General features: G+C 50.9%; 17 protein-coding genes and 2 pseudogenes. 3 read left to right on the top strand and 16 right to left on the bottom strand.

The features are described 5' to 3' along the window. Positions 1-196: 196 nt before the first annotated feature. Complete coding sequence (locus tag AAIG39_RS17940; protein ID WP_343194429.1) at positions 197-868, top strand: SOS response-associated peptidase; 672 nt, start codon at positions 197-199, stop codon at positions 866-868. A 455-nt stretch (positions 869-1,323) separates the two neighbouring features. On the opposite strand, the gene AAIG39_RS17935 is transcribed toward AAIG39_RS17940, so the two are convergent. The 6 genes from AAIG39_RS17935 to AAIG39_RS17910 all read right to left on the bottom strand — a co-directional run bounded on the left by AAIG39_RS17935 (position 1,324) and on the right by AAIG39_RS17910 (position 6,434). Further along, positions 1,324-2,589, bottom strand: a complete 1,266-nt coding sequence (locus AAIG39_RS17935) for a Y-family DNA polymerase (protein ID WP_343194428.1) — start codon at positions 2,587-2,589, stop codon at positions 1,324-1,326. A gap of 2 nt (positions 2,590-2,591) precedes the next feature. Then, positions 2,592-3,014 (bottom strand): translesion error-prone DNA polymerase V autoproteolytic subunit, encoded by a 423-nt coding sequence (locus AAIG39_RS17930; RefSeq protein ID WP_107223176.1) that lies wholly within the window; start codon positions 3,012-3,014, stop codon positions 2,592-2,594. A 147-nt stretch (positions 3,015-3,161) separates the two neighbouring features. Further along, positions 3,162-4,334, bottom strand: coding sequence for a tail fiber domain-containing protein (locus AAIG39_RS17925; RefSeq protein ID WP_343194427.1), 1,173 nt, complete (start codon positions 4,332-4,334; stop codon positions 3,162-3,164). Positions 4,335-4,376: 42 nt separating this feature from the next. Continuing rightward, entirely contained in the window at positions 4,377-5,843 is a 1,467-nt protein-coding gene (locus tag AAIG39_RS17920) for a phage tail tip fiber protein (protein WP_343194426.1), read from the bottom strand. Beyond that, entirely contained in the window at positions 5,783-6,259 is a 477-nt protein-coding gene (locus tag AAIG39_RS17915) for a BRO family protein (protein WP_343194425.1), read from the bottom strand. The genes AAIG39_RS17920 and AAIG39_RS17915 overlap by 61 nt, the downstream gene beginning before the upstream one ends. Positions 6,260-6,305: 46 nt before the next feature. Beyond that, positions 6,306-6,434, bottom strand: coding sequence for an Arc family DNA-binding protein (locus AAIG39_RS17910; protein ID WP_343194453.1), 129 nt, complete (start codon positions 6,432-6,434; stop codon positions 6,306-6,308). A 170-nt stretch (positions 6,435-6,604) separates the two neighbouring features. On the opposite strand from AAIG39_RS17910, the gene AAIG39_RS17905 reads away from it, so the two are divergent. Beyond that, the gene (locus tag AAIG39_RS17905; protein WP_343194424.1) at positions 6,605-6,907 is read left to right on the top strand and encodes an Arc family DNA-binding protein; all 303 of its coding nucleotides are present in this window, start codon (positions 6,605-6,607) and stop codon (positions 6,905-6,907) included. Positions 6,908-7,182: 275 nt separating this feature from the next. Here AAIG39_RS17905 and AAIG39_RS17900 read toward each other — a convergent pair whose 3' ends face one another. From AAIG39_RS17900 to AAIG39_RS17855, 10 genes and pseudogenes are all read right to left on the bottom strand, one after another. Beyond that, a complete protein-coding gene (locus AAIG39_RS17900; RefSeq protein ID WP_343194423.1) occupies positions 7,183-7,851 on the bottom strand; it encodes a DUF6246 family protein in 669 nt (222 codons plus the stop codon). A gap of 57 nt (positions 7,852-7,908) precedes the next feature. Beyond that, positions 7,909-8,652 (bottom strand): Ig-like domain-containing protein, encoded by a 744-nt coding sequence (locus AAIG39_RS17895; RefSeq protein ID WP_343194422.1) that lies wholly within the window; start codon positions 8,650-8,652, stop codon positions 7,909-7,911. 63 nt (positions 8,653-8,715) lie between these two features. After that, a complete protein-coding gene (locus AAIG39_RS17890) occupies positions 8,716-9,099 on the bottom strand; it encodes a phage tail termination protein (RefSeq protein ID WP_343194421.1) in 384 nt (127 codons plus the stop codon). Then, on the bottom strand, positions 9,096-9,536 hold the full coding sequence (locus tag AAIG39_RS17885; RefSeq protein WP_343194420.1) for an HK97 gp10 family phage protein: 441 nt from the start codon (positions 9,534-9,536) through the stop codon (positions 9,096-9,098). Before AAIG39_RS17885 ends, AAIG39_RS17890 begins: the two co-directional genes overlap by 4 nt. 443 nt (positions 9,537-9,979) lie before the next feature. After that, positions 9,980-10,327 (bottom strand): hypothetical protein, encoded by a 348-nt coding sequence (locus AAIG39_RS17880; RefSeq protein ID WP_343194419.1) that lies wholly within the window; start codon positions 10,325-10,327, stop codon positions 9,980-9,982. Between the two features lie 173 nt (positions 10,328-10,500). Beyond that, positions 10,501-10,881 carry a DUF7370 family protein gene (locus tag AAIG39_RS17875; RefSeq protein ID WP_343194418.1) on the bottom strand — a complete coding sequence of 127 codons (381 nt, stop codon included), beginning with the start codon at positions 10,879-10,881 and terminating at the stop codon, positions 10,501-10,503. 2 nt (positions 10,882-10,883) lie between these two features. Beyond that, entirely contained in the window at positions 10,884-11,249 is a 366-nt protein-coding gene (locus AAIG39_RS17870; RefSeq protein ID WP_343194417.1) for a hypothetical protein, read from the bottom strand. A 10-nt stretch (positions 11,250-11,259) separates the two neighbouring features. After that, positions 11,260-12,336, bottom strand: a complete 1,077-nt coding sequence (locus AAIG39_RS17865) for a major capsid protein (RefSeq protein ID WP_343194416.1) — start codon at positions 12,334-12,336, stop codon at positions 11,260-11,262. Positions 12,337-12,346: 10 nt separating this feature from the next. Further along, positions 12,347-12,787, bottom strand: a complete 441-nt coding sequence (locus AAIG39_RS17860) for a hypothetical protein (RefSeq protein ID WP_343194414.1) — start codon at positions 12,785-12,787, stop codon at positions 12,347-12,349. 3 nt (positions 12,788-12,790) lie between these two features. Then, positions 12,791-13,609, bottom strand: a pseudogene (locus AAIG39_RS17855) (DUF2213 domain-containing protein); the annotation flags it as partial. Here AAIG39_RS17855 and AAIG39_RS17850 point away from each other — a divergent pair. Continuing rightward, positions 13,608-14,423, top strand: a pseudogene (locus AAIG39_RS17850) (RecT family recombinase); the annotation flags it as partial. The pseudogenes AAIG39_RS17855 and AAIG39_RS17850 overlap by 2 nt on opposite strands. Between the last annotated feature and the right edge of the window lie 39 nt (positions 14,424-14,462).

Raw genomic sequence — 14,462 nt, 5'->3', positions numbered from 1 at the left:
GTGTACAAAATGCTAAATGTACCCTTCTCTTCTACTGATAAGCTCACCACAGATAGTACACGTCTAATCAGTACGATAAAAGGTTAGTGTTAACCTCATCACACACTAAGCTCATCTCCTCCCCGTTCTATTATGCTGTTAATAAAGAGCGCCCGGACCGAATGCCTATACTTCATTTATCAAACTGGAGGTGCATATGTGCGGACGATTTGCCCAAGCGCAAACGCGTGAAGAATACCTTGCTTACCTTACAGACGAAGCAGAACGCGATATAGCTTATGACCCCGAGCCGATTGGCCGGTATAACGTCGCGCCTGGCACTAAAGTTCTTTTGCTTAGCGAACGCGACGAGCAACTACATCTTGATCCGGTGGTCTGGGGTTACGCACCCGGGTGGTGGGATAAAGCACCATTGATTAATGCTCGCGTCGAGACGGCAGCCACTAGCAGAATGTTTAAACCATTATGGCAGCATGGCCGTGCAATCTGTTTCGCTGACGGCTGGTTTGAATGGAAAAAGGAAGGTGACAAGAAACAGCCCTACTTCATTCACCGCGCCGACGGCAATCCAATCTTTATGGCCTGCATTGGGAGCACACCGTTCGAACGTGGCGATGAAGAAGAGGGATTTTTGATTGTGACAGCAGCGGCGGATAAGGGGCTGGTCGATATTCACGATCGGCGACCATTGGTTTTGACGCCGGAAGCGGCCATGGAATGGATGCGACAGGATATTGGTGGGAAGGAGGCGTGCGAAATTGCAGCCGAGGGGGCTGTTCCTGCTGATAATTTTGTCTGGCACGCTGTTACGCGTGCCGTGGGTAATGTAATAAATCAAGGGTGGGAGTTAATCGAAGCAATTCATTAATACGAATAAAGGTATGGATTAGTCTGCCATAAGCAAACAGCGGAACTTTATAATTTTCTTCACAATTAATTTAGACACAGGTGTTAAATCCCTCCTAAAGACAAGTCATAAAATGCCGATAAGTATGTGTGGTGATTGCAGAAATATATTCTACTAAACAAGCAAAAGGAAACATAAGCAATGAAAATCAAAATGATACAGAAAAAAGATGCGTTGTACTGTCCCAACTGTGGAAGACGAATTGAAAACTGTGATTGCGGTAATAGACCACTAAATGGCTAACACAAAGGCCACCTAGTGTGGCCTCACATAACTGAATATCTCTTATAAAGCAGTTGTGACCCGCTAACATAGAGTGATGTTAACAACGTCCAATTTTTGACAAAAAACGGTCAAGTTCACATATGAGCTAAGAGGCTTAAATCATCAGCCAGCAAAAAATATCGCCTGATATTTTACCTAACGACAAGTAAATCGGAAAATCTGGTCGTATATTTGGGGCTGAGCATTTCTCTTTTCATTTGCCATTGCTGTTGTATTCCTTGCCCGGCAAAGTAAAGAGTACCCTTTCCACCTTTGGCATTTAGTTGATCCAGCATTGTCATCAGTTGTTCGCTGTTGGCGCGCGGCACGTTGTCGTCAAAAAGGTTCAATTGCGCCACGCCCTGGCTGAAAAAGTCTCCAAGCATCACGCCTGCTTTTTGATACCTGTGACCATCTTTCCAGATTTTATCAAGGCAGCGCGTTGCAGCACAGATTATGTCCCTGCTATCTTGCGTTGGAGTCAGCAGCTTCACTGAGGCACTGTTACCGTAATAGGGTTCGTTAAGCGCGAACGGGCTCGTTTTCACGAAGGCGGAAATAAACCGGCAGTACTGGTGCTCACTGCGTAACTTCTCAGAAGCGCGGGCCGCGTAGCTGCAGATGGCCTGGCGCATCTCTTCATAGTCAGTAATGCGGCCACCGAATGACCGACTACATACTATCTCCTGCTTGGCTGGGGCAAACTCCTCCAGTTCGAGACATGGCTCGCCGCGTAGCTCCCGGATGGTTCGCTCCAGCACCACGTTAAAATGCTTTCTTATTACCCAAGTGGATTGTTCGGACAGATCGAGGGCTGTTCTGACCCCCATTGCATTCAGCTTTTTGGTAATTCGTCGCCCCACTCCCCAGACGTCCTCAACCGGAACCAGAGCCATCAGCCGCCGCTGGCGATCAACATTTGAAAGGTCAACTACCCCGCCTGTTTGCTTTTGCCATTTTTTAGCGGCATGGTTCGCCAGTTTCGCCAGAGTCTTTGTTGGTGCGATTCCAACACCCACTGTCAGGTGAGTACGCTGCAGAACGGTGGCGCGAATCTCCCGCCCAAACTCTTCCAGTACCCGGCAGTTACGGACACCAGTCAGGTCGCAAAAGGCCTCGTCGATGCTATAAATTTCCACGCGAGGACTCATTTCTTCCAGCGTCGTCATCACCCGGTTGCTCATATCTGCGTAAAGCTCGTAGTTGCTACTGAACGCGACGATGCCGTGCTTTTTGAACATATCTTTCTGTTTGAAGTAAGGTTCGCCCATTACAACGAACTGTTTCGCCTCAGCGCTCCTGGCTATTACGCAACCGTCATTATTTGATAAAACAACGACTGGTCTCCCTTTCAAATCAGGTCGAAACACGGTTTCGCAGGACGCGTAAAACGAATTGACGTCACAGAGCGCAAACATAGTCAGCTCGCCGCTTTTACGATAAACGTCACCACCCCAAATATGTCCAACACGTCTTCGCTTTGAATCCGTATCGGCGAATAGGCGCTGTTCATAGGATTAAGTTGTATGTTCGGGCGCAATTGCAGTCGTTTCACTGTAAATTCGCCGTCCACCGCAGCGATGACGATATCGCCATGCTGCGCGGTACGGGAGCTATCCACCACCAGCAAATCTCCGTCACTTATCCCCCCTTCAATCATTGAATCCCCTGCGGCTTTCACAAAATATGTTGCGCTGGGATGATGAATAAGGAGTTCGTTCAGGTCGATACGCTGCTCAACATAATCGGCAGCCGGTGAAGGAAAACCGCACTGAACCAGATCACTGAACAACGGTAGCGCGACAACTGCGCGCGGAAAATCTGCTGGTTTGATGAATTGCATACGACGCACCCACTATTACTGTTTTTATATACAGTAGTTTTTTGAGCGCAAATGATCAAGATAGCGCTTCGTTTGTGGGTGAGTGAAGATTGAGCAGTTTGGGTTAAAGCACCATTCGAATGAAGTGCTTAGTTGGAGTGTAAATTTTCAGGCCTCTGGTAGCTCGGATTTTGTTGTCTCCAGTGCAGCAACGCGCGCGGTCAGCTCGTCGATTAGTTTCTGTTGGGCCTGTATCGCCTGAGTCAATTTTGCAATCAGGGGTACTTCTTTCAGGTAATACGCGTCAGTAGGGTTATCCTCATCATACCCGTCAACCAGACCAGAACCGCCGACACACTCAGGGGATACCGTTACCAGGTCGTTTGCGATAAAACCGAGCATATCCTCGCTTTCAGGAATTACCCCGCGAGCTTTCATTTTGAAATGAGCAGGTTTCCATTGCAGCACTTCGGCCAGTGCGATATCAGGCGTGGCGATGTACTGGATATCTTTTTTCAGGTGACGATCTGATGATGTTGTGAACGTTATTCGTCCGAGGTTGGTCACGCCAACAAACCCGGATAAACCGACGTTGCCACCGTAGTTCCAGAAAAAATTCCAGGGTACGTTAACATCTGTTGGACCATCCATTCCCGCACGCGACATGAAGCCTTTTGACGAGTCCATTTGTCCAACCAACTGCAGCACACCACTGAGGCCATTAATCAGCCTGACGTTGTAGTCATCGGTGCCTTTATTAAAATGAAAATCAATAAATGGCGTGGCCGCACTGAGTTCCAGCGAGGAAAAATACGGTGCATTGTTTGTACCCAGGCCAAGGGCCGTGGCGGCGGCGGCTGCTGTTTTTTCTCCGGTACCGCCTTGTGCAATTGACAGCGCAGTGGTTAACCCGGACAGACTGGTGATATCCGAGTTAGCGCCTTTTTTTGCCAGCGATTTCTGGCCGGGAACGGTGACGGCTACACCGTTAATCGTGATAGTGACGTCACCCGCCCCGTTCATTACGTCGGCGAAACCGCTCATATTTTTTTGATACAGCGTCAGCGTCTCAGCGATATTCTGCGCCAGACCGTCAACGCTCAGACTATCGCTCAGCAGGATGGCGTAAGCGGTACCGGCTGCAATTGCCGGGTTTGCCGCTGGCGTTATGGTGAGTTGGGTTGCGCTGTTGATTGCCGTTATCTGGAATACCTGTGGCGGTGTAGTCAGGGAAATCAACGAGCACCCAACCCGTATGAGCGAACCTGCCGCTGTAAAATTTGTGCCAGTACCCGTCAGGATATTGCCGTTGACCGCAATCGAGCCAGTTGTGTAAATCATGTTTTCTCCAGGCATAAAAAAACCCGCCGGAGCGGGTTGAAATCAGGATTGAGTGAACGAACCGGAACCTCTGGATACGTGTATTGTCGGGGAATAAATACCAACGTTCGCATGGTAGGGAGTATTGGCGCTGCGCATCTGAATCGAACAATTCACCACCTGTCCGGTCACGCGGGCGCTGTGCATAACTGTGACGTATGTAGGACGCGATCTGTCAGTATTGGGTGGGGTATAAATATCAATGCTTCTGCTCGATCCACCAATGGTGAGAGTCGCCGTCCCCATCGTCTGAGTAACGCCTGCACCGGCCTCAGTCGCAGAAATCTGGACCTTAACCAGCGCCAGTACCACTACATGTTTTTCACCTGGCAGGTTACCGGAATCGGTGTATACAAAATTTCGGGTGACATTATCTCCCTCAATATCACTAAACGTCTGCCCCACAGCCACATCACCGATAAATGATTCAGCCTGAACGGTGCCTTTAAACGTCCCGCTGGTCGCATTGATTTTCCCCGTAAATTCCCCGTCCGTCGCATAAACAGTTCCGCGCACCGTGACATTACTGAATTCAGATGAGCCATCTTTACCAATTCGCCAGCCAACTGAGCCCGCCACGTAGTTATTTGACTGAATATACGCACCGATTTTCGCATTGGTGATGGTCCCGTCCTGGATAAACGTGTCACGAATAAACGTCTGGCCATTCTGAATAACAAACGGCAGCGTGACGGCTGAGCCAGCCTGGCTCATCACAGCGAAACGGTCAGCAAGGAAAATAACCTGTGACTGCATGCCTGACGGGGTGTTCTGGACACCCAGCCCCATCCCCGCCGCGTACTGACGCCCGTTCGCATCCACGCCGACCTTTATCGAGTACATCGCGTTCAGGTTGCCGTTGATATCCGCTACTGCCTGGGCGTTCGTGGTAATTGCCGCAGCCTGGCCGTTTACCGTGACACTCAGTGAGTTGATTCGCGTTGCGGAGGTCTGCGTAAAATCAGACATCGTTTTCGCAAAATCAGTGATATTGGCATTTCCGCCAGCCGTGGCATCCAGGGTTTTCAGCGACTCCGCAACGGCTTTGCTCGTGTCCACCATCACGTTATCAACGCGCTGGATACCGGCACTGTTTGCGCCGTACTGAGCACTGAGCGTCATCCGGGTGTTAACCTGCGCCAGCGTCTCCTGAATCAGCGCAATCGCTGTGTTTTGCACCCCGCCGGATGCATTAGCCGTTTTCCCTGACAGTTCGTCGAACCGGGACGCGGTAGCGCTGTCGAGGGTGGACACCGCCTGTGTGAGCTGGGTTACGTCAGCGGTATTCTCCTCCGTCTGTGCCGTCAGCGTATTAACCGCCGTCGCGCGGGCCTGTGTCTCGTCAGCCAGCGCCTGCGTGAGCTGCGTTACCTGTGCCGCGTTCTGGTCGGTTTTCGCCTCCAGGCGCGTCACGTCCGTAACGCGGGCCTGTGTTTCAGTGGCGATAACCTCCCGTAAACGCTTTCGCAAGCCGCAATCATCACATCACTTGCTCTCCATAACCACGCGAGATCACTTAGTTCCTGATCGGTAAATTGCTTTGTGATTGGCGACTGTGCAGCTTCACGATCCAGAATATCAAGCACCCAACGGCGAAAATCTTTCGCTTTTGGCGTTCGGGCGAACATGGCAACTAGGTGAGCACCTCGAAGGGAAAACGCGCGCGTCAATTGCTCACCGTAAGGGGTGGTCACTTTGACCACCCGTGTCATATTCTCTGTAAATTCATCAGCATGGCGCGAGTAAATACGCTGCACTGCTTTATCGTCTGCATACTGAAGGGCAAAACCGATCTGACTGGCAGTAAGCCAGGTGTCAGCCAGATTTGCGATCGGCTGTAGATGAATACCTTGGAAGTTAAGGCCTGTTTTCGCTACAATGTTCATGTCGATATTTCCTTCGCTGGATTTGTTCGATAAGAAGCCCAGAGTGTTAGCGCACTTCTGGGCTTCGTTGTTTTCGCCCCTTGATAAGTCCACCATCTATCAGGCTCTGTTCGATGCGTTTGATAACTTCGCTATTTGCTGATCTACCTTCATTTTTGGCTGCAAGTTTTAAAATCTCTTACATTGAGTTTGGGAAACGAATGCCTGTTGGTGGGGTTTTGCTTTAGTTGTCCATGAGCACCCCCAAAAAAACTACATAATGTAGCATTAATACTACACCGTGATACTTCCAAGTCAATTCCATTTAAACTACATTATGTAGATTATTGATTGCGAGGATGTAGTATGAAAGGTGCTAGCTTGATCGCCCCATTGGGCGTCAGGATTCCTGATGAGCTTAAAGAAAAAATACAAGTACAAGCCAAGGAAAATGGTAGATCAATGAACGCAGAAATCGTTTTCCTGCTAGAGGAAGCATTGGCAGATGATGACGATGATTTAGATAGTAAATTAATCGAAGCCTATGAAGAAAAAATTAAGGCAATGGAAGAAGTTATAAAAATTCAGAAACAGGCGTTTGATTTGGCTACAGATCAGATATCGTTACTTAAACACTATATAAAAAAAACAACCGGTGCTGATATGTAAGCCTACTACTTTTAAAAAAATTCATTATAAAGCGATATTAAATTACGCAAACTCAAATAATTAAATCCACCTAATTATAAAAGAGCAACTACTAACCTGATTAAACTACCAATAAAAAACCCTGTCAAATCAGCATATAACAGTTAAATGTTATAAATCAGACCTATTAATAGATATGAATAGATATAACGATGAAAAACGGTGGAAAGTTATTTTTTGACCACTTCTGTTATTTGCGACTTACATCACATTTTGAATAGGCCAACCTGAGTGACTTATTGTTCTTTAGCTATCCTTCTGGCTTTTCTGACCAGATAATCATCGGCCACCGCGTCGTACTCTTCTCGGGTGAACCCTTTTTGATCCGGATATTTGGCTGCCAGCAGGAGCTGAAACTCTGTCATAGTCAATGCCGCGGCCTCATCGCGGCCCATGCCAAAATGCGAGCGCGCGGCGCTGATGTAATCGAATGCCCTGAACTCTTTCGTCGTTTCACCGGATTCATAGCGCTGCAGCCGGCGCACCTTTGCTTTGCCTATTACGCCATGCTGCAGTAACTGCTGAGCCATCACAACAATGTCATTACGGGGCATCATACCGGGCCGATACACGACATAGCGTGACCACCCTTTCCACTCGCCGATAATGGCGGTCAGGTCTTCTTCGCAGCATGCCTGCATAACATGCATCGCCGCCGATAGCAGACGATCAGCCAGCAGATTGAATGATGGCGACACCCAGGCGGGAACGCATTTCAGCGCCCCAGTACACGCCACCAGCCACTGTTGCGCATCGCTGCCATTGACCGTGCCGTAAATCCTCACAATCTCGGCCGGTTCGCCCAGGCGGGCCATCGCAGCGAATGAGGGGCGCAGCAGGAAATCTTTACCCCCTTCCCGGCTATCACTGATGCCGATTTCGCCAATTTCTTTTAATGCTGTCATAGGCCATTCCGTGAACGATTATTATCAAGGGCAGCGCGCCGCCCTTTGTAATAGCCATTAGCTGACGGTAACGGTGTGCGTGGCAACCTTATTGCCGTCGACCGTATTAACGACGATTTGCGCGGTACCCGTCGCAACACGGGTGACCGTGACTGTATTTCCGGAAGCCGTTGCTGTGGCTTTCGTTGCGTCAGTCGTAGCAATGGTGAAGCCTTTGTTGCTGGCATCGGCCGGGGCGATATTCACCGTAAACGTGCTGGTACCGCCTGCAGCCCCGGTGCTGGTTGTCGGGGTAAGCGTCACGCCAGTCACAGGGATATCGGTGACTTCGTTCACTTCGATAGTGCTCGCATCGCCGACTTTGAACTCAGTAGAAAACGTCACGATGTCGTTGGTACCACCGTCAGAGCTCAGCGCCGTGATGTTCATATAACCGATAAACTCAACCGGGCCATAATCCATGCGCACCCACAGACCGGGCTGACGCTTGGCCTTAAGCTCACCAGCAAAATAAGCGATGTACCGGCCAACGCCGTACTGATCCAGCTTATCCTTTTTGCGAACCTCACCCTCAAAGCTGAGAGTGAAATCACTGTTGGTGATGATGGTTTCGACATAGCCGCCGCCGTCATCTGCATCACTGGTCACGCTGTTCGGGTTAAAGTCGAACCCCTTCGACGTGCCCGCAGCTAAAGACTTCCACTCAGATTCAAGCGGTTTGACATCCGGGCAGCCATCGGCGACTTCAAGCACGACCGCGCCACCGAACAGGCGCTCGTTTGAGTTCTGGCAATCAGCCATGTGAAACTCCTCTTTGACGTATAAAAGAAAACCCGCCGTAGCGGGTTATTTGGTTGGGATTGGCTAATCGCCATAGGTGCAGACGAACTGGAGACGGAAAACTATTCGCCCTTCTTCTGTGAGCACCGGCGCGGGAATTGCGCCCATATTCTGGATATAGCCGACGCACTCATCAGCCATGGGATTGGCCTGGACATAATCAACAATGCGCTGCACTGCATTTAGCGCATCGCCGCGCTTGTCCTTCGCGCCGACAACATCGACGAGGACGTAATAATCCGAGCCCAGCGCATTCCTGATTGCTGAGCCACCGTTTGGCCTGAATACCATCACCGCCGTCGACAAGTCGCCAGGGTCATCGTATAACAGCTTCTGCACCGTGAAACCGCCTGTAAGTCCGGCGTCGCCGAACATGTTACGGACGCGCTCATGCATCATGGGTGTCATAGCGCCAACTCCTTGCGCATCACGGCATCAATCTGGTCTCTGGTCTCGTTGGCTGCCTTTGTCAGAAACTGAGGTTCACCGTGTGGGTCCCAATAGTTGCCAGTACCCGTACCGCCGCCGAACTCCTGCCCTTCTCTGGTTTTACCGAAGTGCGCGCGAGGCTGACCTTTGAGTTTGCCCGGCATAGCGTGGACATACGCAGCATAGTTTGCTGAATAGCCTACCCTCCCGGTGATGCGTGTTCCGTTCAACATTATTTCGCGAAACTGACTGTTGAGAAGTGTTGAAGTATCTACAGGCGTATAAATCGCCGCCTGGGCGCCAACGATGAGCAAGGCAGACTGAATTCCGCGAACAACTTTTCTCCCCTTAATGTCATCAATGATACGGTTCAGATTATCCTTGGCCTGCTGAATCCCTTTCACCTTAACGCCCATGATTTTCTCCAGATAATAAAAAACCCCGCCATGGCGAGGTTGAGTCAGGCAAAGGATTAATAATTAGTACCGGATTCGATCTAATGTCCTCATCAAAAAGCGGATATCAATGATGATAAAACTGAACGTATCCTCTCATACAATTCGTTAAATGGGGGAACCCAATCTAAAAACCAGAAACCCACATAGAGCATACTGATGCTCGCTATTAAATCAAAAATCACATGAAACCAGTACACGAGAGGTGTTTTATTTTTATGAATACATTCGTCCTGGCGTGATCCTTTAAAGGTTTTCGTATAGATACCACAGCGAATATAGGTAATTGATTTGTATAACATTATTGAAGCGATTAAAAGAATTAAACCTACCAGCAGCCAATATCCACCATCTCTCATTTTTCATTCCATTTAATGATTTATACCGATTATTGTACAGATAGATCAGACTCCCGTCAGAATAGCGTAATCATCCGCGAGACGCTCAAATGTGTCGGCATAGCGGATAACCTGCCGCACTTCGTCAGCGCCAGCTCTGACCGGGTCCGTTTCTGTCGACTCTCCAATCAGCAGGTAATCCCCTGCCGCTGCCAGTGCCTCTGTCCAGACGGTATTGTTCACGACGATTTCAGTGCCAAGGCTACCTATGCGCTTCGAAAGACCACCCTCATAATCACATAAGATGATTTCTGGTTCCGCATAACCCAGCGGATCTCCGTTCTCGTCTTTCCCGGCAAGCTTTCGCCAGATAGTTGCCTTAGCGGTGTATGACCAGTTGGCTATTGACGACATGGCCTACTCCCTCCATTGCAGCACAACCGCGCCTGTCGCCCGGATGTGCGGGCAGTTAATGAACCACTCACCGTCCGATTTGACGTACGCTGTCGTTTGCTGCCCGGTATCGATGATTACCCATACGCGCGAGAATGAAGGAGGCAGCCGCTGCTTAACGGATATCCAGGCCATCAGCAGCCCCCCACCACATCGAAAAATCCGACACTATTACCGGCGCTGATTGGCAGTGCACTGGTGCACCCGCCCGTATCGAGGTGGGACAGAGAATCGCGTAACCATGTGATGCTGTCTTCGCCATAATCAAACGAACGCGACGCGCCAGATGGTGCCCCCTGTGATTTGATGCGGCGGGCGCCGGAAGACGTTGCCATCAACGCGGCGGCATACATCAGGATGAGCTTTGCGGTGCATTCGTCATAGCCGGCACCATTGAGGCACGGAATGATTTTGTTCACCACGCACAGGATCGGATCCAGCAACGCGCCGGGAATGGAATAACCCAATTCACCGAGGAACGCCTGCACGTCTGCCGCTGTGATTGGGTCAGCCATGATTATTTCGCCTTCTTGGTTGCTTCTGCCAGTGCCGCTTCTGCTACATCTGCGCGTTTTGTTTCAGCAGCCAGGGCTTCCGCGTGAGCAACATCCTTCACTGTCGCTTCGGCCTTTAACTGTTCGACCATCGCAAGAGCATTGTCGAGTTGCTCCTGTAGCACGGTGGTTTCAACTGCCAGGGGTGTCGAGGGCGTAGCCACCTCAAACAGCAGCGTCTCGCCCTTTTCTTTCGTTGCCTCAGCTTTGCCCGCTGCAATCCAGTTCTCAGCAACCGCATCATCGACGTCATAAACTTTACCAGCCTCCAGCTTCTGGAAGCTGGCACCGGCAAAGAGGTTCGCTACCAGTATCTTTACAAGTGCCATAGGTGTTTCCTTAGCTCGAGGCGTAAACGACAGAGAAGTGACCGCTGATGTCCTGCTTAACCATCAGACCAGCAGCACCCCAGGTGCGCCATACGTAGTCGCTGTTGTAGAACTGGCGAGGATCGGCAACGGTACCGAACGCCTGGCCGACAATCGGAGCGATAACCCCAGCACCCAGCGGTACAACCAGAATCTGATTGCCGGATAGCTTGGCGTCTTCTTTGATGTCTTTAATGCCGGAGAGCTTCTTAATCTCTTCCAGCACTGTGCGCAGGGAGTTCACATCGAAATACTGTTCCCAGTTCGACATGATTTCGCTGGAAACGTACCAGGTCTGCTCGCCGTATTGATAGTTCTGCAGTTTCAGCACATCACGCAGCGCAATGGCCTGGGCGCGAATAGCTTTCGGATCCGTACTGGTCGCGAAATCGAAGGTCAGCGTAATTTGAGCGACACGCTCATCAGCGCGCAGGCCTTTCCAGGTTTTATCGTCAAACTTAATGAAGTTGCCCGCAGCATCGCGGAAACCGCTCCAGATATAGTCCACGTACTGGCGGCGCACATCATCGACTGAGCCAGCCTGGGCGTCGGCCAGAGACGACAGTGCAGAGCCTTTATTGAACACCGGATCACGCCAGTTGAACTTAAAACCGGAATCGTGGATAGGAACCATCGTGCCGTCGAAGGTATAGGACTTCGCATCAAGCGCCGCACCAATCTGGCCGGACATTGAGGTGTGAGCCCAACCGCGACCACCCGTGCGCGCATATTCATATACCGATTCTTCCAGTCGTACAGACCGGGAAAGAGGCATCAGATCGTTGAGTAACGTGAATTCGGTATTGGGCTGGAATTCAGCCAGCACGGTCTGGTCGTAAGTGCGATACAGACGGCGGATATCATCCACTGCGTTCACTGCATCCAGTACCGGGGCATTGGCAGCTTCACCACGCGCGCGGGTGCGGGCAATGAAATCTGCTACAGCCTGGGCGCTGGCATTACGGGCAAACTGCAACTCCTGAAACTGAGCCGTGTTTGCCTCAAGGTTTCGGGTCTCGGTTGCCTGTCGTGTTGAAAATGCAAACATTCGTTGCTCCTTACTTAATGACGACGCGCAGGAGATCGCCTGCGGTGGCAATGGTGTATGCGCGGTCCTCTTCGACATAAGCGCGGACAGACTCACCAGCGGCCTTCGCTTTTACGAAGCCATTGGCGATTGAAAGCGGCTGACCTTTCGTGTACGTGCCGGCCGCCGCAGGGACGTTGAAGAAAACACCGGGCGTTGGATGCATCGCGACTACCCAGTCACCCGCGGCAATGGTGTCATCCACCGTTTTACAGCGCAGATAGTCATAGTTGGCCACATAGAGAATGGCGTCTTCATTGCCGTCTACCGATGCCGTGAATTTCTTCGTGGTGTTATCGAAGAATCCGATGGTTCCGGGTTTGGTATCAGCAGCCGCAGCGCCTTCCCGGTGCAACTGCGGGTTGGCAAAAATTCCGCCCGCATGAATTACATGTTTCCCGTCTTTAGCCATTTCTTACTCCGGCATTTCGCTGAAAGATTGGTTGTTGTTCGCCTGGCGGAATGCACCATTCAGGCCCGTTGATGTCTGGCACTGCGCGTAGAAGCCTTCCAGAGCCGCGCCGTCGAGTGCGTTTACTGCGAGGTCGTCCAGGCCGAACTTCGCTTTCACAGCAGCGCGCATTTCACTTTTAACTTTGTCTGCATTTACCGACAGACCGGACTCGATCGCGTTCAACTTCTCGGCGAATGGAGCGAACCATGCAGGGGCTTCCTGGTTATTGTTGGCCTGCTCTTTCGCCTTCTTGTCGTTAGCCTCTTTCTTCTCGCGTGCGGCTTTCTCTTCCGGCGTTTCTTCTTTTCTGTCGGCGTTTTCCGCCAGCATCTGGTTATATGCGTCCATCAGCTCGGCATCGGTTTTACCGTCAACCGGTTTACCTTTGGCTTTCAGCGCATTGACGATGAGTTCTTTCATCGGGTCTGTTTCCTTATGGGTTGAGTCGCTGTTGGCGCTGAAAAACGCCTTTAGCTGGTTGAAAAAGGTTTTGAATGAGGGGTCTTGCGGGTCGGGAGAGTCGGAATCAGCAAGATTTACGACTTCGATTTCGAGTTCTTCACCTTCGGCATTAACGAAGATTCCAACGCCTTCGCCTGGCGTGCCTGCACCGGGTTCGTCCAGCAACACGGCTACATGATCGAACATCATATTGGTGGCAATTTCGTTGTACCTTTTGCCTTTCGACTCGCCGTTCGCGGCAATACCGGAATACAGCAGGCCTGTTGAGATGTGGATCGGATCAACGTTAGTACCGGCTGCCATCTCATCCAGTCGGTTAAACGCCGTCGTAACCAACATGTCACCGACAAAAGACCGCCTGCATTACGAATGGTTTGGAGCATGGGAAAACATCGTGGGTCGTTTCGTAGAGAAAACCAGTTCCAAGGGCAATAAGTACATTGCCCCAGGCTGGGATTTAAAAGACGAGGCAGGTGTAGGGATCCGTGTATGGGCAACAATGAAGGGCGAGGACGAACCGCGTGAACTGGTTTTGATGTTGTCTCAGGCTCAGGTGCGTAATTCAACCTTGTGGGCCAGCGACCCGCGTCAGCAGCTTGCTTATCTCGCCGTAAAACGCTGGGCGCGTTTGTATTGCCCTGATGTGATTTTAGGTGTTTACAGCCCTGATGAGGTTGAAGAACGAACGGAGAAAGAAATTAATCCGGTCTCTGGGGCGAGAAAGACCGTGCAGGAGATCACTGCCGAGGTGGAAACAACCACCAGCGCGCAGGAGTCCACACATTCCATTGATTTGCTGGCCGATGACTTCCGTGACCGCATAGATACCGCTGAGGACGTCGACAGTGCCAAAGCCGTGCGCGCTGATATCGAATCGCAAAAAGCGGTACTGGGTTCAGCATTGTTCACCGAACTGAAAAACAAAGCGGTCAAACGCTATTACCTGGTCGATGCCCGCAACAAAGTGGAAGCGGCTATCAACTCCCTGCCACAGCCAGATGAACCGGATGCCGAAGCCCGTTTTCTTGATGTTGAGAAATCACTGACGGCGGCCAGGCGTCACCTCGGCGATGAACTGTACGAAAAATACAGCGTAACGCTGCTGGATATGAAACCGGAATACGTGGGCTAAGCAACGTCGGGAGGGGAAACCCTCCCACACAGGAGGATT

This window comes from Phytobacter palmae, from assembly GCF_039409775.1.
In the GTDB taxonomy this organism is placed as follows: domain Bacteria; phylum Pseudomonadota; class Gammaproteobacteria; order Enterobacterales; family Enterobacteriaceae; genus Phytobacter; species Phytobacter palmae.
The sequence above is the reverse complement of the archived record's forward strand: the minus strand, read 5'-3'. Positions and strand labels throughout refer to the sequence as shown.